Source organism: Marinobacter sp. 1_MG-2023 (assembly GCF_030549045.1).
Taxonomy (GTDB): domain Bacteria; phylum Pseudomonadota; class Gammaproteobacteria; order Pseudomonadales; family Oleiphilaceae; genus Marinobacter.
In genome coordinates this window covers 1,138,674-1,162,626 of sequence record NZ_JAUOST010000001.1, presented here as the reverse complement: position 1 = coordinate 1,162,626, position 23,953 = coordinate 1,138,674, and the positions used below count along the sequence as shown (strand labels likewise).

16 protein-coding genes are annotated in these 23,953 nt (G+C 55.5%); 10 read left to right on the top strand and 6 right to left on the bottom strand.

What is annotated here, in order from left to right; all coding sequences use genetic code 11:
* Positions 1 to 528 precede the first annotated feature (528 nt).
* Positions 529 to 1,824 (top strand): EAL domain-containing protein, encoded by a 1,296-nt coding sequence (locus Q4606_RS05330; protein WP_303606888.1) that lies wholly within the window; start codon positions 529 to 531, stop codon positions 1,822 to 1,824.
* On the opposite strand, the gene Q4606_RS05325 is transcribed toward Q4606_RS05330, so the two are convergent.
* The 5 genes from Q4606_RS05325 to Q4606_RS05305 form a co-directional block, all read right to left on the bottom strand.
* Complete coding sequence (locus Q4606_RS05325) at positions 1,811 to 3,586, bottom strand: SLC13 family permease (protein WP_303596217.1); 1,776 nt, start codon at positions 3,584 to 3,586, stop codon at positions 1,811 to 1,813. The two genes, Q4606_RS05330 and Q4606_RS05325, sit on opposite strands and share 14 nt — an antisense overlap.
* A gap of 122 nt (positions 3,587 to 3,708) precedes the next feature.
* Positions 3,709 to 5,604: a DNA topoisomerase IV subunit B gene (gene parE, locus Q4606_RS05320; RefSeq protein ID WP_303596218.1), complete on the bottom strand. Its 1,896-nt coding sequence runs from the start codon at positions 5,602 to 5,604 to the stop codon at positions 3,709 to 3,711.
* A gap of 114 nt (positions 5,605 to 5,718) precedes the next feature.
* Positions 5,719 to 6,216, bottom strand: coding sequence for a protease complex subunit PrcB family protein (locus Q4606_RS05315; RefSeq protein ID WP_303606887.1), 498 nt, complete (start codon positions 6,214 to 6,216; stop codon positions 5,719 to 5,721).
* A 17-nt stretch (positions 6,217 to 6,233) separates the two neighbouring features.
* A complete protein-coding gene (locus Q4606_RS05310) occupies positions 6,234 to 8,891 on the bottom strand; it encodes a S8 family serine peptidase (protein ID WP_303606886.1) in 2,658 nt (885 codons plus the stop codon).
* A gap of 126 nt (positions 8,892 to 9,017) precedes the next feature.
* Positions 9,018 to 9,638: a TetR/AcrR family transcriptional regulator gene (locus Q4606_RS05305; RefSeq protein ID WP_303596224.1), complete on the bottom strand. Its 621-nt coding sequence runs from the start codon at positions 9,636 to 9,638 to the stop codon at positions 9,018 to 9,020.
* A gap of 147 nt (positions 9,639 to 9,785) precedes the next feature.
* Here Q4606_RS05305 and Q4606_RS05300 point away from each other — a divergent pair, with 147 nt between their 5' ends.
* From Q4606_RS05300 to Q4606_RS05265, 8 genes are all read left to right on the top strand, one after another.
* Positions 9,786 to 11,582: an acyclic terpene utilization AtuA family protein gene (locus Q4606_RS05300; RefSeq protein WP_303606885.1), complete on the top strand. Its 1,797-nt coding sequence runs from the start codon at positions 9,786 to 9,788 to the stop codon at positions 11,580 to 11,582.
* Between the two features lie 50 nt (positions 11,583 to 11,632).
* A complete protein-coding gene (locus Q4606_RS05295) occupies positions 11,633 to 12,499 on the top strand; it encodes an SDR family oxidoreductase (protein WP_303606884.1) in 867 nt (288 codons plus the stop codon).
* A gap of 9 nt (positions 12,500 to 12,508) precedes the next feature.
* Complete coding sequence (locus Q4606_RS05290; protein WP_303606883.1) at positions 12,509 to 14,125, top strand: acyl-CoA carboxylase subunit beta; 1,617 nt, start codon at positions 12,509 to 12,511, stop codon at positions 14,123 to 14,125.
* Between the two features lie 463 nt (positions 14,126 to 14,588).
* Positions 14,589 to 15,749 (top strand): citronellyl-CoA dehydrogenase, encoded by a 1,161-nt coding sequence (atuD, locus tag Q4606_RS05285; protein WP_303606882.1) that lies wholly within the window; start codon positions 14,589 to 14,591, stop codon positions 15,747 to 15,749.
* A 153-nt stretch (positions 15,750 to 15,902) separates the two neighbouring features.
* On the top strand, positions 15,903 to 16,721 hold the full coding sequence (locus Q4606_RS05280) for an enoyl-CoA hydratase/isomerase family protein (protein ID WP_303606881.1): 819 nt from the start codon (positions 15,903 to 15,905) through the stop codon (positions 16,719 to 16,721).
* Positions 16,722 to 16,956: 235 nt separating this feature from the next.
* Positions 16,957 to 18,927 (top strand): acetyl/propionyl/methylcrotonyl-CoA carboxylase subunit alpha, encoded by a 1,971-nt coding sequence (locus tag Q4606_RS05275; protein ID WP_303606880.1) that lies wholly within the window; start codon positions 16,957 to 16,959, stop codon positions 18,925 to 18,927.
* On the top strand, positions 18,924 to 19,751 hold the full coding sequence (locus Q4606_RS05270; protein ID WP_303606879.1) for an NAD(P)-dependent oxidoreductase: 828 nt from the start codon (positions 18,924 to 18,926) through the stop codon (positions 19,749 to 19,751). The genes Q4606_RS05275 and Q4606_RS05270 overlap by 4 nt, the downstream gene beginning before the upstream one ends.
* Positions 19,752 to 19,810: 59 nt before the next feature.
* The gene (locus Q4606_RS05265; RefSeq protein WP_303606878.1) at positions 19,811 to 21,634 is read left to right on the top strand and encodes a long-chain-acyl-CoA synthetase; all 1,824 of its coding nucleotides are present in this window, start codon (positions 19,811 to 19,813) and stop codon (positions 21,632 to 21,634) included.
* Between the two features lie 448 nt (positions 21,635 to 22,082).
* On the opposite strand, the gene Q4606_RS05260 is transcribed toward Q4606_RS05265, so the two are convergent.
* Positions 22,083 to 23,063 carry an NADPH:quinone oxidoreductase family protein gene (locus Q4606_RS05260; protein ID WP_303606877.1) on the bottom strand — a complete coding sequence of 327 codons (981 nt, stop codon included), beginning with the start codon at positions 23,061 to 23,063 and terminating at the stop codon, positions 22,083 to 22,085.
* A gap of 194 nt (positions 23,064 to 23,257) precedes the next feature.
* On the opposite strand from Q4606_RS05260, the gene Q4606_RS05255 reads away from it, so the two are divergent.
* Positions 23,258 to 23,905 carry a trimeric intracellular cation channel family protein gene (locus tag Q4606_RS05255; RefSeq protein WP_303606876.1) on the top strand — a complete coding sequence of 216 codons (648 nt, stop codon included), beginning with the start codon at positions 23,258 to 23,260 and terminating at the stop codon, positions 23,903 to 23,905.
* The last annotated feature ends 48 nt before the right edge of the window (positions 23,906 to 23,953 follow it).

Here is a 23,953-nt window from a genome sequence, read left to right as displayed (position 1 = left end):
CTCTTTTTCCTTGTCTGCAACTCGCGAGAAGGAGTATATGAAGCCTCATACTCAAAGGAAATCGGAATGTTTTGCCCACTATCATCAGAAATTCTGATCATGTATCCGGAGGTACGCCAGCCATTTGCCTTTGGTCTCATACGGCTTCTACGGATTGTTAGAAACCATAGACACGATAAAATTTGTCCATGCTTAACCGCCCCGTCCGGGGGGCCTCATTGAACGAGAGGACAAGACATGGAACTTGAATTCGACGAATCCGTTGCAATCCCCAGCAATAACTAATTTTGCGTGGCCCCTGTGCGGGGCCACCCTCTTACTTCAGCCCACACTACACGACGAAAATCTGCAAATCGCTTCCTGTTTCTTCATGAAACAGTGGCAATACTCTTCCGTTTTTGGCAATCTCTCTTCCAACTAGCAGTTTACTCAGGCTTTTTCCGGTTTTACCAGTGACTGACCAGTGACCATTCAGGTACTTGGCTTCCATAGTTCCTGATGCATTCGCTCAATAACCTGAAACTCACTATGCAGCGCTCCTTCCCGGAAAAGTGGACAGCCCCCGAACTTGATGTGCTGTCGCCAATGTTACACAGAAACGGCAATGTCTGGACGGCAGAGTTTCGCGGTCTGGTTCTGAGCACGGCGCTCCAACCTATCTACAGCATTTCCCACAAACGAACGGTTGGCTACGAAGCCCTGATCCGGGCCCATGACCCAGATAAGTCCAATGTTCTGCCAATACATCTTTTTGAGGTGCCAACTTCAGATGCTGAAGCCCTCCTCCTGGATCGCCTCTGCCGATACCTGCACATTCAGAACTACTGCGGTGCAGAGGATCAGCTCAACTGGCTGTTTTTGAATGTATCCCCCCGGGTGGTCACTATCGGCAGCCAGAGAGATTCGTTTTTCGGCGAATTACTTGCAAAAACAGGACTCCCTCCGCACCGGATCGTTATCGAGATTGTTGAGCAACCAACAGATGACGCCGAACGCCTGCGTGAGACAGTTGCCTACTACAGGAAGCTGGGATGCCTGACAGCCATCGATGACTTTGGCGCCGGACACTCCAACTTTGAGCGGATATGGAACCTGTCTCCAGACATCGTCAAGCTGGACAGGAAGCTGTTAACTCGAGCTACAGAAGACAATAAGGCACGGCAGATCCTGAACGGTATCGTTTCACTGCTACACCAGTCCGGGTGTCTGGTTTTACTGGAGGGCGTGGAAACCAGTGATCAGGCCATGATTGCCATCGATGCCGGTGTGGATTTTGTTCAAGGGTTCTACTTCTGCCGACCCAGCACGGATCTGGCAAAGCTGTGCAACACCCCAACAGATTTCGACCAGCTTCTGCAGAAATACAAAGCCTGTCACCAGATAACCCGGGACCCGACCCGTCAGCTGATCGATTTCTTCCAGCGAGATTTCCATTTGGCAGCCGAGCAACTCCAAACCGGCGCCCCCATGGCCAAGGCCTGTAGCGTCCTGCTGAACCAGCCTACAGTTTCCCGTTGTTATCTGGCGGACGACAGAGGCGTCCAGATTGAGGACACGCTCATATCAGACACCGGAACCCGAAGCCTCGACCCCCGCTTCAAACCGCTTGAGAGCACCAGCAAGGCCGACTGGTACCGACAACAGTACCTGAAGCAGGCGTTGGCCCAACCGGGCAACCTCCACGTTACAGCGCCCTATCTCTGCGTAACTGGCGCATACATGTGCGTTACCCTATCACTCTGCTTTACTTACGAGAGCGAGCTACGCGTACTTTGCTGTGACATTCTCGCCAATCCGCCAGCAGTTCCGGTTAACCAGAACTGATTCCGTATACCAAGGAAATCACTGCAACAGAGACCAGACCAATGAACACATTCATTGGCAAGCCTAACCTTACAAAATCCCCGAACCGGTAACCACCCGGGCCGAATACCATCATATTGGTCTGATAACCCAAAGGGGTCGCGAAGCTGGCCGAGGCAGCCATCATCACCGCGATCACAAATGGTTCGGCTGCAACGCCCATGCTGGTGGTCATCGACAGCACTATCGGGAGAACAAGGACAGCGGCTGCATTGTTTGTAATAACTTCCGTGAGCACGGATACGGAAAAATAGACCAGGAAAAGAGCCAACAATACGTGCCCCTTGCTGAGACCAAGAATGGCACCCGCCACATAGTTTGCCGCCCCGGTCTGTTGCAGAGCGGCGCCCAGAGCAAAGGAAGCCGCTATAGTCAGAACCACTGGCACATCCACGGATTTCTGAGCCTGGCCTACGGAACAGCAGCCACTCAGGATCATGAGGGCTGCACCCAGCAAAGCGGCATTCAACATGCTCAGAACACCGCAGGCAGCAAGCCCTACCAGAACAACCAGCACGCCCCAGGATAACCATGCACGATCATGCCTCGGGGCTTCTGTTCCCAGGTCGTTGATAAGCAGGAAGTCTTTATTGTAGCGTTGACGGCTCACAAACGCCGGCCGTGCTTCGAGCAAAAGCACATCGCCGGGTTTGAGGCGAATGTTGCCCAGGTTTCCCGAGACTCTCGCGCCACCCCGGGCGACCGCCAGAACAACCGCCCCATAACGTTCGCGGAATCGCGCATCGCGAATGGTCAGGCCAAGCACCTCCGACTGGGGGGACAAAGCCGCTTCCATCAAACAACGCTCCGCACGGTCTTTGCTGAGGCTAGGCTCGTCCGCGTGTACGGAAGGCACAATGCCGTTAATGCGCAGCAAATCGGAAATTGCCTGAGTGTCCCCGGCAAATACAAGCCGGTCTCCGCCTCGCAGGCGCTCCTCGGAAGGCACTGCCGTTACAACGCTGCCATCGCGCTCAATCTCGACAAGGTATAACCTTTCCAATTCGCGCAGGCCAGCTTCACCCACAGCCTTGCCAACCAGTGGCCCATCAAACGCAACCGCAACTTCCAGAGTAAACTCCTTCATGGAACCGAACTTGTGCTGATCTTCACGGTTGGGCAAGGCTCTGGGCATAAACAGTAAAATAGCGCCGATACCGAGAATCGCTACCGGCAGCCCTACAACGGTTATGGAAAATATAGAAAATCCGGCATCACCGGTTAGTTGCTCATACTGACCATTTACAACCAGGTTGGTGCTGGTGCCAATCATGGTCAGCGTGCCACCAAGAATGGCGGAATAGCTGAGAGGGATCATCAGTTTGGAAGGTGAAATTCCGATCTTCCGGGACCAGGCATGAATCGCCGGAATCATTGTGGCAACGACTGGCGTATTGTTGAGAAAACCACTCAACACCGCAACCGGAAGCGTAATCCTTGCCTGAGCAGAGCGCACAGTCGTCGGGTTTCTCAGCAGGTGCTTGACCAACAGGTCAACTCCGCCGGAATGATGAATGCCCGCCGCCACCACAAACAGTGCCACAACGGTGATCAATCCGGTATTACTGAAACCCGCCAGCGCCTGGTCAGCAGAAATAATGCCACTGGCACTCAGAACCACAAGCACACTCATCATGACAAGATGAGGCGCGAAGCGTCCTGAACTCATAAGTACCAGCGCTCCCCCTGCGAGGCTCAGCGCAAACCAGCCCTGCCAATCCATCTGCGGTTCATCCCGATCGTAAAACCGGCAGGATAACGAGTTTCAGGAATACTTAAAAAGAATAAAGAACTATTTTTATAGACCTAGAGGGAATATTCTTCGGCCCAAGCACCTTGCCATAATCAAACGGCCACATCCGCCATGTTGCCATAGGCCTCAAGCCACGCCCTGCGGTCAGACGCGCGCTTCTTGCCAAGAAGCATGTCCATCCGGCTATCGGTATCATCGCCGTCTTCAATGGTCAGCATCACCAGACGACGGGTATCCGGCGCCATGGTGGTCTCCCGAAGCTGGAGCGGGTTCATTTCACCCAACCCTTTGAAGCGGGTAACGGAAATCTTGCCTTTACGCTTTTCCGCTTCTATACGATCGAGGATGCCCTGCTTTTCGTGTTCGTCCAGGGCATAAAACGTTTCCTTGCCCAAATCCACCCGATAAAGCGGTGGCATGGCAACAAAGACGTGGCCCGCAGCAACAACCGAGCGGAAATGCTTGAGGAACAATGCGCACAACAGCGTAGCAATGTGCAAACCATCAGAATCCGCGTCCGCGAGGATGCAGATTTTGTTGTACCTAAGGCCGTCAAGCTGATCCGAGTTGGGGTCAACGCCAATGGCCACGGCGATATCGTGGATTTCCTGGGAAGCCAGGATCTCACTGGAATCCACTTCCCAGGTGTTCAGAATCTTTCCACGCAACGGCATGACCGCCTGGAATTCACGATCACGCGCCTGTTTCGCGGACCCACCCGCGGAATCCCCCTCTACCAGAAACAGCTCAGAGCGGGCGGTGTCGCCGCCAGAGCAGTCGGCAAGCTTGCCGGGTAAAGCAGGCCCGGAGGTTACCCTTTTTCGGGCCACTTTTTTACTGGCCTTGAGCCTGCGCTGGGCGTTGCTGATAAACAGTTCCGCCAGCACTTCGGCCACGCCAGTGTGCTGGTTCAGCCACAAACTGAAGGCATCCTTGACCACACCGGAAATAAATCCTGCTGCCTCCCGCGAGGATAAGCGTTCTTTCGTCTGGCCGGAGAACTGAGGCTCCTGCATCTTGAACGAAAGCACATAGGAAACTTTTTCCCAGATATCATCCGGAGAAAGCTTTACGCCCCGTGGCAGAAGATTACGGAACTCACAGAACTCACGCATGGCTTCCAGAAGCCCCGTCCGCAAACCGTTTACGTGGGTGCCTCCCTGAACGGTGGGAATAAGGTTCACGTAGCTTTCCATGAGCGCCTCACCGCCTTCCGGGAGCCACTGGATTGCCCAGTCAACCGCTTCCTGATTACCCGAAAAGCTGCCGGTAAACGGTTCCAGTGGCACAACTTCCAGGTCTGTCAGCGCAGAGCGCAGATAATCCCGAAGGCCTTCCTCATAGAACCACTCATCTTTTTCACCGGTTTTTTCCTGCACAAAAGTTACCGTCAAACCCGGGCAAAGCACTGCCTTTGCGCGGAGGTTATGACGCAAGCGACTGACAGAAAAATTAGGGCTATCGAAGTATTTTGCATCCGGCGTGAACTTGATTCGGGTACCGGTGTTGCGTTTACCAACCGTATCGATAACCTCCAACTCAGAAGCCTTGTCTCCATTCGCAAATGTCATGCGATGGAGTTCACCGTTGCGCTTTATCGTTACTTCAAGCAGCGTGGAAAGTGCGTTCACGACGGAAACGCCAACGCCGTGCAGGCCACCGGAGAAGTTGTAGTTACCCTGCGAAAACTTACCGCCGGCGTGGAGTCGGGTCAGGATCAATTCGACGCCAGGCAGCCCTTCCTCTTTATGGAGATCGACTGGCATACCGCGGCCATCGTCTTCAACACTCAGCGAACCATCGGCGTAAAGCACCACGTCAATACGGCGGGCGTGTCCGGCGAGGGCTTCATCCACACTGTTATCGATCACTTCCTGGGCCAGGTGGTTCGGACGACTGGTGTCGGTGTACATTCCCGGGCGCTTACGCACCGGGTCCAGGCCGCTCAGTACTTCAATGGCATCGGCGTTGTATTGTTGCTCGCTCATAAACTGGAAGTGACTCCGCAGGAAGAAAAATTCGTTAACATAGCTTAGGGATTCGCCGCCAAAGATCAACGGCTGATTGTGGTTTGTATCAACAGCCTGTGAACGTAAAAATAATTAAAACTTCTCAACCAGGTCCGCGTCCCGGACGCCTGAGACCCGTATTTCTGACCAGTCACCAACCGGAATCGCGATCACTGCACAAGGCGACGTGATGACCTGTGCAGCCATACTACCGGGCGCAGGCGCACGAACAACCATTGTCAGGCGTAGCATGTTGTCGCTACTTTCAACCTCAGCCGAGGCCAGGCTGAGGCTGTGACCGCCCGTTGGTTTTTGTCCCAGAGTAACAAACAACAAGTGCTCCTGTTCCAGGTCCACCTCCCGCAATTGCTGAACGGCCATATTTTGGGTGGGCAATTCCAACAGTTGCTGCAGTCGCTCTTTGGTTTGAACATATGCCAACCCGGGGCCCGTCAGCCCACAGTGCGCAGACTGGGTAACCTGACGTACCAAAGGCGCACGGGGCTCATCTTCCGCAGTTTCTGTGGCGGCGCACCCTACAAGCAATGCACCTGCAGCCACCAATGAAACCGCCGGCAAACCTGTCAACATATTCCTGAGTACAGCAATCAACGCTCAGCTCCAATTGTTTTGGGTGCCACCGCGCCAGCCGACTGTGGCGTTTTGAGTTTGTAACCTGCGAATCCGGGCCGAGGCAACGCATCCGGTGTTGCTACAGAGATCGTGGGGCGGGAGTAACTTGTGGTCATACTAATACCCGTCAGGTCGGTGTCCTCGTCGATGGTAATCACCTCCCGTACACCTGTTACCGGGTACTCGGCACAGGCTTCTCCGGACTGGCAGATAATGCCATCGTTATCCAGATCAGATCCTGCAACCAGTATATAGTCACCCGGCGGCACCTCATTCAGCATTTCAGGCTCCACACCGTCATCAGGAATGAATGAAAACTGATACTGTCCGTTGTCTGCCACAGCGCTTGTCTGGGCAACGGTTGTGTAAAGAAATCCATCAGGTTCAGGGTCGACCAACAGAACAAAATGGCGACCCGCATCTCGGGCGCTTTCATCAGTCACAAGCTCAGCCACTACGGGAATTTCAAGCACTCTGTCGGTGTCGGTGGTGTAGTTTATTTCAAGTCTGGTGCTCACAGGTGTACCCGGCACCAATAGCTGTTCATTGAGCGATACATTCACGGCGAACGGCGTCCCAGGAGACAGAAGCACATCAAGCCAGTCCGGGCTCACAATGTCCGGATCAATCGTCAGACTGTTACTCTCGTCACCCAGTACCTGCAGGTCAATATCCTGAAACGTTCGGGTCTCCGACGACAGGCTGACCGTTGACGGCGATGCTGAAAGAATCGTGACCGATGGATCTTCCATTGCAGTAAGCACGGCCTTGGCCGCATCAATTACCCCATACCCCAGAGCATCTGAGCGACCACCCGCAACGGGCGTCGTAAGCTCCCCGCTTTCAAGCCACGCCAACAGGGTTCCGGTATCCAGATCTCGCTTTTTGGTTTTCATAAGCGCAAATACGCCAGCAACGTGGGGCGCAGCCATGGAGGTGCCCTGTAGCCCGGAATAATCCGGCTCAAATCCGTTGGCACCAAGGCTGCCGCTGGCACTGATCACCAGATCTGCCGAGCCATCAAGGTTCGCATCCCTGAGCACGTCGCCGCCGGGAGCCGCAAGGTCAATCCACGAGCCAAAATTGGAATAACTGGCAAGGTTGCCCACGCCATCCACCGCACTGACAGAAAACACGCCTTGCTCTGCAGCCGGGTATGCAGGCAGAGAGCTTGCCTGGTTGCCTGCTGCGGCTACAACAATCACACCATTTGTAACGGCGTCAGCTATGGCGCTCTGTAAGGCCGGTATTTGGGGCAAGCCACCGAGGCTGAGGTTGATGATGTCAGCCTTCGGTGGTGTGCTGCCCCCTACCCACTGAATTGCATCAATCAGATCGGTGGACGATCCGACACCCCCCTCACCCAGCACCCGCACAGGCAAAACTTTACTGCCAAAGGCTACACCCGTTCCACCCAGCTGGTTATTGGCGCTGGCCGCAACCGTACCGGCAACATGGGTGCCGTGAAACACGTTGGTGCCCACAGCATTTCCCGGGTCACGCGGATCGTCATCCCGGCCGGGAGAGCTATCATTGTCGTATTCTGCTGAAACAAAATCGGCTCCGGGTAGATCAGAGGGAAGCGGGTTGACGACATTGGGGGCAAGATCCGGATGCCAACCCGAATTATCTCTGAACAACCCGGTATCCAGCACAGCGACTGTAACGTCAGAACCGCCTCCCGCATCCAGTTGCCAGGCTGCCGGCAGGTTTATCAGGCCGTAGTGCCATTGCTTTGGATACAACGGCTCATCGAGCGGGCCCTGAGCCGATGCAACATAGTCAGGTATAGCGCTCTCAACCCCGGGTTGCTGCCTTAAGGCCTGAATCCAGTCAAGAGTCTCCTGATCATTGCCAGAGGCCGCAGACATGCGACTTACCGGCATGGCCATTAGCCAGTGCTTGTGATCCAGAGCACGGACAGCCTGCCCCAACGCCAAAGTGGACGCCGCCATTCGCTGGCCGTGAGAATCCGACATGGCCACGATCGCCCGCCCCGGAACAAACTGGTGGCTGGGCCAATCCAGGTTCAGCGCCGACGACTGAATACCCGCTGTTTTCGACAGCACGTAACGAACGGGAGGCGGATCAAAGTCACCGGCCGAAATCACGACGACATAATCACCCGCCGCCTCACCTGAGGGTAGGTTCACATTGACGGAAGACAGTTCGTTAACCGGATCTGTGGCCTGAGAGTCCAAAACAGTGCCATCCAGGCGCTGCAGCTTCAAGGTGACTGTCGGCCCATCCAAATCATCAATAAACGTGCGCAGAGACACACGCTCACCCGGCATCATCGGAACTTGAAAACGGTCTTCCGGGTCCTGAGGAAAATCATCAAAAGGATCGCTGGTACCACGGGAGTCTTCGCTAAAGCTGACATAGCCCGCGAGGACGAAAGAGGCTGGCAGCGGCTGGGGCTGTGTTAGCGGGAGCTCGCCGAAAACCAGGCGATCCGCCGAATCACTATCAACCCGGGTGTTGGCTTCAATTCCAATGGAGCCGCTCAGAACAACCGGAGCCTGCGGAATACCAGTTTCACTATCCCCGCTGGAAGATGACCCGCCACCACAGCCACCTACCGCCAGCGAAAGTGCGAGAACACCAGCAATCCGTTTGCATCTACAAGCCATGATCCCCGCTCCGGAACATCGTCCATTTGACAGCCAATACTGCCATTATAATGCGTGTTCATGACAGGTTTGCCTAGCTATACGAATGGTTGACGCTCAATTCCAACCCTTCATAGCCGACCATGGTTAACTCAGGCCCAGCATTGCAACCACCTGATCGGTCAGCCCTTCCCGGGTCAGGCCACCGCGTTCCGGGCGGTACCAGGTTACGGTCCAACTCAAAGCGCCCGTCAGCATACGGCGTACCACAAATGGATCGGCAACCAGGGCGCCCTCGTCTTTCAAAGCTGTGAGCACATCCAGCCACAAGGCTTCATAAATATCGCGAAGCTTCAGCACCTCTACCTGGGAAGCCTCGGACAGGCTGCGCCATTCAAACACCAGAACCGCCATTGCCTCGCCGGTCTGCCCATTAATCGATTCCAGCTCGGCACTGATGAGTGCCCTCAGTTTGTCGCGATTGGAATCAGCAGCCTCCATGGCTGCCTGCATGACCGCTGTGTTAAGCCTGATGGTTTCAACCATAACCGCTTTAAGGATCTCTTCTTTGGTGCGGAAATGGTGAAAGAGACTGCCCGATTGAATTCCAACCGCCGCTGCCAGGTCCCTGACAGTGGTGCGCTCATAACCTTTATCACGAAATAAACGGGCTGCCTCTCGAAGCAGTCGGCCACGCGCGCTGTCCGGGGCCGAAACCAGGTTGTCAGCGATCAGTGACTGAAGAATTTTGTCTTGGCTCACGGGCATATCCACGGGTTTTGAAAGAACAGATATTCTACCCCACATTTAGCTGTTTACAAACCAAGCGCTTGCTTGGTAATGTTTGATCCATGGGCTAAACACTGGCCCGCACCCCTCGCGGGGCACGTGCCAGAAATAACAGGATGCTTAACCATGACTGATTCCTCTAAAAAGGTTCGTATCGGTTGTTCCTCCGCCTTCTGGGGTGACACAGAAACAGCCGCTGCGCAGCTGGTTCACAAAGGCGATATTGACTATCTGGTTGCCGACTACCTTGCCGAAGTCACCATGTCGATCATGGCCGGCCAGAAAATGAAGGACCCCAACCAGGGCTACGCACGGGACTTTGTCGAAACCGTCATGGGCCCCCTTCTTGCTGACATTAAAGCAAAAGGGATTCGCGTACTGACGAATGCCGGCGGCGTAAATCCTGTGGCTTGCCGGGATGCACTACAGGCACTCTGCGAGCAGGCCGGTGTGGAAATGAAAATTGCGCTGGTGGTCGGGGATGATCTGCTCCCCCAAAAGCAGGCGCTGGGCAAAGCTGGCATTACTGAAATGGCCACAGGCGAGCCCATGCCGGCAATGATGGTAAGCCTGAACGCCTACCTTGGCGCTCCCGGCCTGGTGGCTGCTCTGGACGAAGGCGCCGACATTGTTCTTACCGGCCGGGTAGTGGACAGTGCATTAATCCTCGCCCCTCTGATTCATGAATTCGGCTGGGGTTGGGCAGACTATGACAAGCTGGCTCAGGGTAGCCTTGCCGGTCACCTTCTGGAGTGCGGCGCACAGGCTACTGGCGGTAACTTTACCGACTGGGAAGAGGTTGCCGAAGGCTTCGCCGACATGGGTTTCCCCATTGCCGAAGTCAGTGCAAACGGAGACTTTGTCATCACCAAACCGGAAGAAACCGGTGGCAAGGTGAGCCTCGGCACCGTTGCCGAACAACTGGTTTACGAAATCGGTGACCCTCGTGCGTACCTGCTGCCAGATGTGACCTGCGATTTTACCAATGTAAAACTGGAGGAGAGCGGGCCAGACCGTGTAACCGTATCCGGAGCAAGCGGCCTGCCACCCACCGATAGTTACAAGGTATCCGGCACCTGGCCGGACGGCTTCAAGTGCACCGCAACTTTCCTGCTGGCAGGCATGGATGCTCCCAAAAAAGCACAGGCTGTTGCCGAAGCGATCCTGACCAAAACATCCCGACTGTTCCGGGAACGCGGCTTGCCCGATTACACCGAAACCAGCATCGAACTCTTGGGCACTGAAACCACCTACGGCAAACAAGGTCGTGGCCAGACCAGCCGGGAAGTTGTCGTGAAAATCAGTGCAGCCCATGTCAAAAAGGGCGCTCTTGTACTTTTCTCCCGGGAGATTGCGCAAGCCGCTACCGGCATGGCACCAGGTTTAACGGGCATCGTGGGTGGTCGGCCAACAGTGTGGCCCAAGATTCGACTTTATTCTTGTCTGGTACCCAAGAGTGCGGTAGCTGTGTCTGTTGACCTGAGCGGAGAGGCAGCCCCCGTTTCGGTAGCTTCGGCCGGTGGATTCCAGCCCGGCCGGATCACGGATCAACCCGTAATAGAGAAACCATCGGCAACGGATACCACCGTGCCTTTGATTGATCTTGCCTGGGCTCGCAGCGGTGATAAGGGAGACCACACAAACATTGGCGTCATTGCACGCAACCCCGACTTTGTGCCTTTTATCGCAGCAGCGTTGACCGAAGAGGCCGTTGCGGAATGGATGGCCCACACACTGAACCCGGAAACCGGAAGGGTCACACGCTGGTCACTGCCAGGATTTAACGCCTTCAACTTCTTATTGGAGCACAGCCTGGGCGGAGGCGGCGTTGCCAGTCTGCGTATTGACCCGCAAGGCAAGGCATTTGCTCAGCAGTTGCTGGAATTTCCGGTGCCGGTGCCCTCGGGGCTGGCTGGATCTTAATCCTATGGTGCATGCCCGAGCGCCCAAACATTGAACAAGGCTTTCAAATTATGAGTTATCAATCCGTTTTCCACCCCGACCTGTTCAAGAATCAGACCTTTATCGTCACCGGCGGAGGTTCTGGTATCGGGCGCTGTACCGCCCACGAACTGGCCTCTCTTGGAGCCAGAGTTGCGCTGGTGGGTCGTAAAGTCGAAAAAGTTGAAGCCGTAAAAGCTGAAATTCTTGAAGACGGCGGAATAGCCTCGGCTCACGTGTGTGATATCCGTGAAGAAGAGTCTGTAAAAGCCACGGTAAAAGCGATTATTGCAGAACATGGCGGGTTGGACGGCCTGGTCAACAACGCCGGTGGCCAGTTCCCCTCCCCTCTGGCCGGCATCAATCAGAAAGGCTGGGAAACTGTTGTTCGCACCAACCTCACCGGTGGTTTTCTGATGGCGAGAGAAGCCTACACACAGGCGCTATCGAAAACCGGCGGCGCCATCGTGAACATTGTCGCCGACATGTGGGGCGGCATGCCGGGCATGGGGCATTCGGGCGCCGCAAGAGCTGGCATGGTGAACTTTACCCAGACAGCCGCCGTGGAGTGGGGCACTTCCGGTGTTCGCGTGAATGCGGTGGCTCCTGGCTGGATAGCGTCCAGCGGCATGGACAGCTACCCCGAACACATGAAGCAGTGGATTCGCAGCCTCGGTGATAACGTTCCTATTAAACGCATGGGCACAGAATCGGAAGTCAGCTCGGCGATCTGTTTCCTGCTGAGCCCGGGCGCATCGTTTATCAGCGGCGACTGCCTGCGCATTGATGGCGCAGCGTCACAGGGTGGGCGCGTATGGCCGTTCCCCAAAGCCAAGAATAACGAGCCTTATAACGGTTTTCATCGGGCAGTCACACCCAAAGTACTCAGCGAGGATTGAGGAATTCCTATGCAACCCCTGGAAACGAGCGTTAATCCGCAATCTGATGAGTTTCGCGGCAACAGCGAGGCGATGACTGCACACATCCAGACGTTCCGGGATGTAGAGCAAAAGGTGCTCGACCTGGCGGAAGCCGCAAGGGAAAAGTTCACCAAGCGCAAAAAGCTTCTGCCCCGGGATCGCATTAACCGTCTGCTGGATCGCGGCACACCCTTCCTGGAGCTTTGCTCATTGGCAGGCTACAAGATGCACGATGACAAAGACGGCAGCTTGGCGGGCGGCAACATCATCGCCGGTATCGGCACCGTCAGCGGCATCCGCTGTCTCGTAGTTGCCAGCAATAGCGCCATCAAGGGCGGGACCATCACGCCCGCGGGCCTTGATAAAACCTTGCGCCTGCAACAGATCGCCAAAGAGAACAAATTGCCGGTTGTCTCGCTGTCGGAGAGTGGCGGCGCCAACTTGAACTACGCCACGGATATTTTTGTTCAGGGCGCGAGGGGCTTCGCCAATCAGGCTCGCATGTCGGCCGCCGGGCTACCGCAGATCACTGTGGTGCACGGCAATGCTACGGCCGGCGGCGCCTACCAGCCCGGCTTGTCTGACTATGTGATTGCTATTCGTGACCAGGCAAAAATGTTCCTGGCCGGCCCACCATTGCTTAAAGCGGCTACCGGTGAAATAGCCGATGACGAAGAACTCGGCGGTGCAGAAATGCACGCCCAGGTTGCCGGCACCGCCGAATACCTGGCCGAAGACGATGCCGACGGGATCCGCCAGGCCAGAAACATCATGGAAGCCCTGCCCTGGAATGAGCAACTTCCCGTGCAGCGCGAATTAAAATGGGACGAGCCTCTTTATCCAGCTGAAGAGTTGTTGGGCGTAATACCCTCTGACTCGAAAAAACCTTACGACGTACGCGAGATATTGGCGCGCATAGCCGATGGTTCAAAGTTCATGGACTTCAAGAACGAGTTCGACGACCAGACCGTATGCGGCACCATCCGCATTGAAGGTCACTCCGTCGGCATTATCGGCAACAACGGCCCGATAACCCCGGCGGGAAGCGCAAAAGCGGCCCAGTTCATCCAGCTCTGCGACCAGGCCGGCACGCCTCTGCTGTTCCTGCACAACACCACAGGTTTCATGGTGGGCACTCACTCTGAGCAGAACGGCATCATCAAACACGGTTCGAAAATGATTCAGGCCGTTGCCAACTGCCGGGTACCCAAAGTCGCAATCGTGATCGGCGGTTCCTATGGTGCAGGTAACTACGCCATGTGTGGTCGCGGCCTGGACCCCAGATTCATCTTCGCCTGGCCCAACAGCCGAACCGCCGTAATGGGCCCAGCGCAAGCCGGCAAGGTGATGCGCATCGTAGCGGAAGACAAACAGCGCCGCGCCGGTATGGAGCCAGACGCGAAAACTCTGGAGTTTCTGGAGCAGGCCACAGCCAAAAAGCTGGAGGACGGCTCCACGGCGCTGTTCGGTACGGCAAGGTTATGGGATGACGGACTGATCGATCCAAGGGATACCCGGCGCGTAGTCGCCCTGGTTCTCGACGTATGCCGAGAAGCCGAAATTCGCCAGTTGCGGCCCAACACATTTGGCGTGGCCCGCCTTTAACTGGTCTTGGGTGAAGCCCGCCTCGTGGATTGCTTGTTTGGGTGGGGCACCGTCTGGGAGGGCGTGTCCAAAAACCGCTACAAGCACATCCGTGTGCGCTTGGCTCCGGCCATCCATGGCCTCCGACATTTTTGGACACGCCCTCCCAGACGGTTCAGCGAAACCACGAGTTAATGCTCTTACAGCACATGAATTTCAACAGCATAAATTAGAGACAACGATGCAATGAGCGGCCTGATACATCAAAGCTCAGAAACTGTTCCAGATAGCAAAAGGTCCCAGATATAAGCGAGTGTGGGGCTGGGCGTTCAGAAAATGTAGAGGGCCATGGACGGCCCGAAACAAGCGCACACGGACGTGCTCGTAGCGGTTTTCTGAACGCCCAGCCCCACACTCGCGACCCCAAGCTAAGGCACATGCACCAAAACAAAGAAAGCACGAACTAGATCCAGGAGAACAAAAAGTGAAATTCACAGCCGAACACGAAGCCCTGAGAAAAACCGTCCGCGATTTCGTGCAGAAAGAAATTAACCCCCACTGCGACGAGTGGGAAGAAGCAGGCAATTTCCCTATTCACGAACTGTTCAAAAAACTGGGCAACCTTGGCCTACTGGGCATTCAAAAGCCCGAAGAGTACGGCGGCATGGGGCTGGATTACAGCTACAACCTCGTAGCGGCAGAGGAGCTTGGTATGGCAAATTGCGGTGGCGTACCCCTGGCCATAGGCGTGCAAACCGACATGTGCACACCCGCTATATCTCGTTTCGGCTCAGACGAACTGAAGCGCACCTTCCTGGCACCGGCGATCGCCGGCGATATGGTGGGATGCATCGGCGTGAGTGAAGTGGGGGCCGGATCCGATGTCGCGGGCCTAAAAACCAACGCCAAAAAAGATGGGGATGATTACATCATCAACGGCTCCAAAATGTGGATCACCAACAGCCCACAGGCCGACTTTATCTGTCTGCTGGCAAACACCAGCGACGACAAACCGCACAAAAACAAGTCCCTCATTGTGGTGCCCATGAACACGCCGGGGATCACCTTCAGCCCGCATCTGAACAAGTTGGGCATGCGCTCGTCCGAAACCGCCCAGATCTTTTTTGACGACGTTCGCGTACCCCAACGCTACCGTATTGGCGCTGAAGGCACCGGTTTCATGATGCAAATGCTGCAGTTCCAGGAAGAACGTTTGTGGGGTGCAGCCAACGTCATCAAGGCGCTGGAAAACTGCATTGATCAGACCATCGAGTATTGCCGCGAGCGCAAAACCTTCGGCACACCGCTGATCGACAACCAGGTTATTCACTTCCGTCTGGCCGAACTGCAAACCGAAGTCGAAGCCCTGCGCGCCCTGACCTACCAGGCTTGCGAGCTCCACATCGAAGGCAAAGATGTAACCAAACTCGCCTCCATGGCCAAACTGAAAGCCGGTCGCCTGGGCCGCGAAGTTACCGACAGCTGCCTACAATACTGGGGCGGCAACGGCTTTATGTGGGACAACCCTGCATCCCGTGCGTTCCGCGATGTCCGCCTGGTGTCTATCGGCGGCGGTGCCGATGAAATCATGCTGGGGATTATTTGCAAACTGATGGGAACCTTGCCTGGCAAGCGCAAAGGCTGAACCCTGTGCAAAGCTGGCAGCCCGGTGTAGTTGTTCAGGACACGCCCATAAGTACGTCCATGTAGGGCTTGAATCGGGCCATCCATGGCCCTCTACAGTCCTGAACAACTACACCGGCCCGCCAGCTCCGGACATCATTCTTGGAGTCTTATCATGGAAACCTTGCCTCACTGCGAAACACTGCTTCTGGAAAAACAGGGGCCAGCCCTGCACGTCACCATTAACCGGCCAGACTCCCGGAACGCCATGAGCCTGCAGATGGTGGCCGAATTGTCCACGATCTTTACCGAAGTGGAATCGGATTCCAGCATACGCGCCGTGGTTATAAGAGGCTCAGGCGGCCACTTCTGTGCAGGCGGCGACATCAAAGACATGGCAGGCGCCCGCAACCAGAAAGCCAATCAAGGTGAAAAAGATCCGTTCTACCGACTCAACCGCGCCTTCGGACAGATGATTCAACAAGTAAACGAATCCTCCAAAGTTGTCATCGCCATCACCGAGGGTGCCGTCATGGGCGGCGGCTTTGGCCTTGCTTGTGTATCCGACGTAGCTATTGCCGGGCCTACCGCAAAATTCGGCATGCCGGAAACCTCCCTCGGCATCATCCCGGCCCAGATCGCGCCATTTGTGGTTGAACGCATAGGCCTGACCCAGGCCCGACGACTAGCGTTGCTCGGATTAAGAATTGGAGCGGAAGAAGCCTGTGCGCTGGGCATCGTTCACCAAGCAGCAACATCCGATACAGAGTTGGAAGACATGCTGGCACATGCAGTGGAACGCGTTCGCCACTGCGCGCCAGATGCCACGGCAAAAACCAAAGCCCTGCTCCACCGGGTCGGACACGAATCCATGGGCGGGTTACTCGACAGCGCAGCCGAAATGTTCACAGCAGCTGTCCGGGGCAGCGAGGGCACCGAAGGCACCATGGCATTCATGCAGAAGCGTGCTCCAGCCTGGGCAGACACGAAATAGATCAGAGGGAGTGAATGGGTGTGGAAGCACTTTCAGGAAATGTCGGAGGCCATGGATGGCCGGAGTCAAGCGCACATGGGTGAGGCAAGCGTTTATGAAGCGAAGCTTCATGCGCAGCCGAACGACAGCAATCTATGATTGCTGGCCGGACCCCGCAAGGGGGGCTCGTAGCGGTTTTCTGGAGACGTCTGTCCCTCCTCACTCGCGGCCTCACACAGAACAAGAGACCAGCACAATGCTAAAAAAGTTACTGATAGCGAACCGCGGAGAAATCGCAGTCCGCGTTATTCGTACCGCCAAAGCCCTCGGATACCGCACCGTCGCCGTCTACTCCGAAGCAGACGCCAACGCCATGCACACAGATCTGGCAGATGAAGCTGTTTGCATAGGCCCCGCACAAGTAGCCGCTTCCTACCTGAACGCCGACGCCATACTCGATGCCGCCCGCAAAACCGGCGCAGACTGCATCCACCCAGGTTACGGCTTCCTCTCCGAAAACGCCGGGTTTTCCAATGCTTGCAAAGAAGCCGGCATCGTATTCGTAGGCCCGCCAGCCGGCGCCATCGAACTTATGGGCAGCAAACGGCGCTCAAAAATCGCCATGCAAAAAGCTGGAGTACCTGTTGTTCCCGGCTACGAAGGCGACAACGCCAGTGACAACGAGCTCATTGCCGCCGCAGCCGACATCGGCTACCCGCTGATGATCAAAGCCTCTGCTGGTGGTGGTGGCCGGGGCATGCGCCTTGTAAACGATGAGTCCGAGCTGGCAGACAACATAAAACGCGCCCGCTCCGAATCCAAACAAGCCTTCGGCGACGACGAACTGATCCTCGAAAGAGCCGTCATCGAACCTCGCCATGTGGAAATACAGGTCTTCGCCGACCGCCACGGCAACGCCGTGTACCTTGGCGAACGGGATTGCTCGGTACAGCGTCGCCACCAGAAAGTGGTGGAAGAAGCTCCCTCACCCTTCGTGACCCCCGAACTTCGGGCCGTCATGGGCGAAGCCGCCGTTAAAGCCGCCCTGGCCTGCGACTATGAAGGCGCAGGCACCGTCGAGTTCCTCGTGGACAAAGATCGAAACTTCTACTTCCTGGAAATGAACACGCGCCTGCAGGTAGAACACCCGGTTACTGAACTGATCACCGGGCAGGATCTGGTGGCATGGCAGCTTACAGTTGCCGAAGGCTTGCCGCTCCCGCTGGTTCAGGATGAAATCAAACTCAATGGCCATGCTATTGAAGTGAGGCTCTACGCCGAAGACCCGTCCAATGGCTTCACCCCACAAACCGGCCCCCTGCATGTCTTCCAACCGGCCGAGGGCGAAGGCCTTCGCTATGACACGGGCGTGCGTTCCGGCGACGAAGTCACTCCGCATTACGACCCCATGCTTGCAAAGGTCATCGCCTGGGGCGAGAACCGGAATCAGGCCCGCCGTCGGCTGATCCGGGCGCTGGAAGATACGATTGTTTTTGGCGTCACAACCAACCGCCACTTCCTCAGCCGAATTATTGCAGACAGCACGTTTGGTGCCGGCGAGGCTACCACGGCATTCCTGCAGCAGGCCTTCAGCGAAGACCAATCATTGCAGCCAGCTAAACCGAGAATCCGCCAGCTCGCTCTTGCAGCCTGCGTTCTGGCCCATGGCAATGCTAGCCAGCAAGCCTGGAGCAACGCACCCGCTACCAATACGCCGATGAAGCTCGATACCGGCGACGAAACTGTTGAGCTGCTGGTACAAAGCAGCGGCAACAAACTTTCCTGCCGCTTTGGTGACGAATGCCATGAAATGGTTGTTACCAGCATGCAGAACGGTGTCCTATGCACTATCGACAAGGGTATCCGGCAGCGTTGCCAGTATCATCGCAGCGGAGATTCGCTATATTTACAGGCGTTCGGAGAGTCGTGGTCAGTCACTGATCTTACTCACCAGCCAGCCGCAGGTACGAACGGCCCGGGCAGCGGGCGCATTCAGGCCTCAATGGACGGCGCCATTATCGACGTACAGGTGGAGCCCGGGCAGGCAGTTCGCCAAGGGGACACCCTGGTAATACTGGAAGCCATGAAAATGGAGCACCCGGTGAAATCCGATTGCGATGGGGTTGTTGGCGAGGTTCTGACCAACAAAGGCAGCCAGGTGAAACGCAGCCAGTTGCTGGTAGAGATCACCATCGGCGAAGCACCCGAACAGGAGAGCGAGAAATGAATACCTTGAACAAGAAAACCGTATTTATTACCGGTGCCAGCCGTGGCATCGGCCGCCAGATTGCCCTCGCCTGTGCCCGTCAAGGCGCAAATGTTGTGATCGCCGCAAAGTCAGACACACCGCATCCAAAGCTACCCGGCACCATTCACACGGTCGCTGAGGAAGTTCGTGCAGCCGGAGGCCAGGCACTGCCTTTAGTACTCGACGTGCGCGACGAAGAACAGATCAAAAAACGCATTGATGAAGCAGCCGAACACTTTGGCGGCATTGATGCCCTGATCAACAACGCCGGCGCCATTCGACTGGCCGGTGTGGAGAAGCTGAAGGTCAGCCGCTTCGACCTTCTGCACCAGGTAAATGCCCGTGCAGTGATGGCATGCAGCCAGGCCGCCTTGCCCTGGCTTAAACAGTCCGAGCGTGGCCATATCCTTAGCATGTCGCCGCCATTGAATATGGATCCCAAATGGTTTGCTCACTTTGGGCCTTACACCTCAACGAAATATGCCATGACCATGATCAGCATTGGGATGGCTCAAGAGTTCAAACGGTACGGTATCGCGGTGAACACCCTTTGGCCTAAAACCGTAATAGCCACCGCAGCGATTCAGCATGAAGCGGGCGGCGAACAATTAATGGCACAAGGCCGGAAGCCGGACATCATGGCCGACGCTGCCGTAAGCATCCTGAACCGGACAGTGGACGAACTGACAGGACAGAACCTCATTGACGAAGATGTTCTCCGTGAAGGCGGCGTGACCGATTTCGAACGTTACCGGTACAAAGCCGGCGACAAGCCCCTGTTGCCCGATCTTTACCTGGACTAGCCTCACGGCGAGGTTATTCCGAGGCCCTGATTCAACTATAAAAATACCAAGGGGAAACCATGAGCCAAGACAGCGTTACCGCGATGGATATCGTGCGCAGCCTCCCGGGAATACTTAAACGATTCCCGGCGATTGCCAAAGGCTATTATTACTACTCAATCAAGGATGCGCGCAAACCCCTTACCCTCGGAACACTCATTGAGAACAACGCAGAAAAGCATGGCGAAAGACCAGCGATTCTATTCGAGGATCGCAGTATCACCTGGGGTGATTTCAATGCATGGTCAAACCGCATCGCCGGTTATTTTCAATCTCAGGGGCTAAAAAAAGGCGACTCCATCGCCGTCTTCCTGGAAAATCGCCCGGAAATTCTGGCCGTGGTTGCGGGCGCTGCCAAGATCGGCGTTGCCTGCGCCATGCTGAATACATCGCAAAAAGGCAAGGTTCTGGAACACAGTGCGAAGCTGGTCAAGCCAACAATGGTCGTGGTTGGTGAGGAGCTGGTACCTGCATTCGATACTGTAAAAGCAAGCCTTGAGCTCAACCACCCCACGCCTTTTTTGTTTCTCGCCGACACCAATACACTCAATGCCTTCGGTGACGCACCCGCGGGCTACGCCAACATGGCGCAACAGGTCAGCACCTTCAACAGCGACAACCCCGATCTGAGCGACCCGCCGAGAACCGGAGATACAGCGATTTACCTGTTCACCTCCGGTACAACCGGCTTACCGAAGGCTGCACCGGGATCCCACAACAAGTTCCTGAAAGCCTACGGTGGCTTTGGCCTGATGTCTCTTTCAATGACACCGGAGGACGTCTTCTACTGCACTCTGCCGCTATATCACGGTACTGGCCTTGTAGTTTGCTGGGGCTCAGTGTTGGCCGGCGGTTCAGCCTTTGCCCTGCGCCGAAAATTCTCCGCCAGCGCTTTCTGGGATGATGTACGCCGTTATGATGCAACGGTTTTCGGCTACATCGGCGAGCTATGCCGCTACTTGCTCAATCAACCGCCAAGCGACCAGGACCGTAACCACCGTCTGACCCGCATGCTCGGCAATGGCCTGCGGCCTTCTATCTGGAAAGAGTTCAAAGACCGCTTCGGCATTGAAACTATCGCGGAGCTTTATGCCTCCAGCGAGGGCAACATAGGCTTCAGCAACTTTTTCAACCAGAACAACACAGTCGGCCTTTCTACGGCAACTTACAAACTGGTGAAGTTCCACGATGGCACCCGAGATCCGGTTCGGGACGAAAAAGGTGTGATGCAGGAAGTAGCCAAGGGCGATCCGGGCCTGCTCATCGGCGAAATCACAAAAAAATGGTCTTTCGAAGGCTACACCCAGAAAGAAGCCACGGAAAAATCTATCCTGCGCGATGCCTTCAAACAAGGTGACGCCTGGTTCAATACTGGCGATGTGCTGAGAGAAATAGGCTGTCGCCACCTGCAGTTCGTTGATCGAATGGGGGATACCTACCGCTGGAAAGGCGAGAACGTTTCAACCAACGAGATCGAAAACATCATCGATGGCTCCGGGATGGTCGAGGAAGCCATCGTTTACGGCGTCGAGATTCCGAAGACCAATGGCAAGGCGGGCATGGTGACGCTGGTACCGAACAAGAGTAACTTCGACCTCAACAAGCTGCTGACCTACTTGCGAGATAACCTGCCAGCTTATGCGGTGCCGGTGTTTGTGCGGGTCACCCACTCCATAGAGAAAACGGGAACCTTCAAGTATCGCAAAGTGGATATCCAGAAAGCGGGTTACGCTCTGGAGCGACCCAATGAGGAAGTTTATGCGTGGCTGCCAAAGACAGAGGGCTACACACTGCTAACTCCGGAGCTGGTTTCGGATATTGATGCCGGGCAGTTTAACTTCTGACTTTGGTGTTGGGGTCTTGTTGAAGCTCTAGCCTATAACATTTGGGGCCTGCGTTGGTGGGAGCCCCCTCCCAAAAACCGCTACGAGCACATCCATGTGCGCTTGGCGTCGGCCATCCTTGGCCGCCGACATTTTTGGGAGGGGGCTCCCACCAACGCGACCAAACTTATCCATTTACCTTGAGCAACACACACTGAGACTCCAAGACAAAGCTCACGTTCAATCGGAGCAATGCCCTTAACTTCAATAATCAGAGTCATTCGGATTTTGATATATCTGAGAAGCCAGCAAGCCGTGGCTGACAGGCCTCCCCAAAAATGTTGGAGGCCATGGACGGCCGGAAACAAGCGCACACGGACGTGCTCGTAGCGGTTTTTGGGGAGGCCTGTCAGCCACAGCATTGCCCCCCCCCCAACCATCAGGCTACAATCACTAAAAAGCAGGCAACTCAAGACCCAACTTTCAGAACCACCTTCCCGGTAGCACGCCGCTCAGTCAGCGCTCCCAGAGCCTTGGCGTAATCCTCGAACTCGAAAACTTCGCTGATTTTTGGATCGATTTTACCCTCAGCATAGAGCTTCATCAGCTCCATCATATTCTGGGCACTTGCCTCCGGCTCACGCTGGGTAAAGCTGCCCCAGAACACACCAACAACGGAACAGCCTTTAAGCAGCGTCAGGTTCGCAGGCACTTTGGGAATATCACCTGCAGCAAAACCAACAATCAGGTGCCGGCCATTCCAGGCCATGGCCCGAAGTGCCTGCTCGGTGAAATCACCACCTACCGGATCGTAGATCACATCCACACCTTTACTGCTGGTCAGGCGCTTTACGGCGTCTTTCAAAGGTTCCTCGGTGTAATTGATCAGCTCATCCGCACCGGCAGCCTTGGCAATCTCCAGCTTCTCCGCTGAACTGGCAGCAGCTATCACACGAGCGCCCATCGCCTTACCCAGCTCTACCGCCGCCAGGCCAACTCCCCCACTTGCACCCAGAACCAGAAGGCTCTCGCCCGGCTGGATGTTTGCACGCTGCTTAAGAGCGTAGTACGAAGTGCCGTAAACCATCGTAAACGCAGCTGCTTTTTCGTCGCTCATACCTTCCGGCACGGGCAGCAGGTTGTGCTCAGGTACGACTACCTCTTCGGCAAAAGCTCCGTAGCCGGTCAGGCCGGCAACACGATCACCGACTTTGAAGCGGGTTACTTTATCGCCCACAGCGACAACTTCACCTGACATTTCACCACCGGGGGAGAATGGCATGGTCGGTTTGAGCTGGTACTTGCCTTCAATAATCAAGGTATCGGGGAAATTCAGACCCGCCGCTTTTACGCGAACTTTAACGCCACGGCCTTTGGCCTCGGGACTTGGTACATCCTCGATGGCCAGCGTTTCAGCCGGGCCATATTCCTTACAGAGAATCGCTTTCATGGGGGCTCCTTTAGTGAACGTCTGTTGTTATTGAATCACGCCAAGCTAAACAGAGTCGGACCATGAAGCAAATAAAGAGCTTTTATCCATATTTATAAACGGTACTTATAAACCGTTGTCTCCGCACTCCAGAGCAGAGATGAATCAGGCGCAGTTTTCAGCTATCCTTCGCGCTTCTGATCCCGGCCGCTCAGATGCTAGCCGATGTCCTTTCAGGGTTGATCATGCTCGACATTATTTACTCACTTGAAATGATTGGAATTATTGCCTTTGCAATATCGGGCATGGTGGTTGCGCGATCCAAGAATATGGACCCGGTTGGCGTTTTTACCATCGCATTCATTACCGCCCTGGGCGGCGGAACCCTGCGCGACCTGATTATGGGGAACCACCCGGTTTACTGGATTAAACATGAGGAACAACCCATCCTCATCCTCGCCATGGCGATCGTATTCAGCTACTGGAAGCGTTCAGAGCGTATTCGCGAATCCTGGATTGTTTTCCCGGACGCAATCGGGCTCGGTACTTTCTCGATATTGGGGGCGCAGCTTGCTCTCGATCTGGGCCATTCATGGTTTATCGCCTCATTGCTCGGCGTGATGACCGGCACCTTTGGAGGCGCTCTGCGGGACACTCTCTGTAACGAAGTACCCTTTATTTTCCGCAAAGACCAAATCTATGCATCCATTTCATTCGCCGGGTGCTGGCTCTATTTCGTGTGTCAATGGGTTCTGCAAAGCGAGGCCCTGTCACTGACAATTGGTTTGCTTTTCATTGTTATCGTTCGGATGGCAGCTGTACGCTTCGATATCCGCTTACAGCGTGATCCAACGCAACACTGACGGCGCCGAGACTTCAATCATTTCTTGGCCTTGGAGCCCTCAACCAGT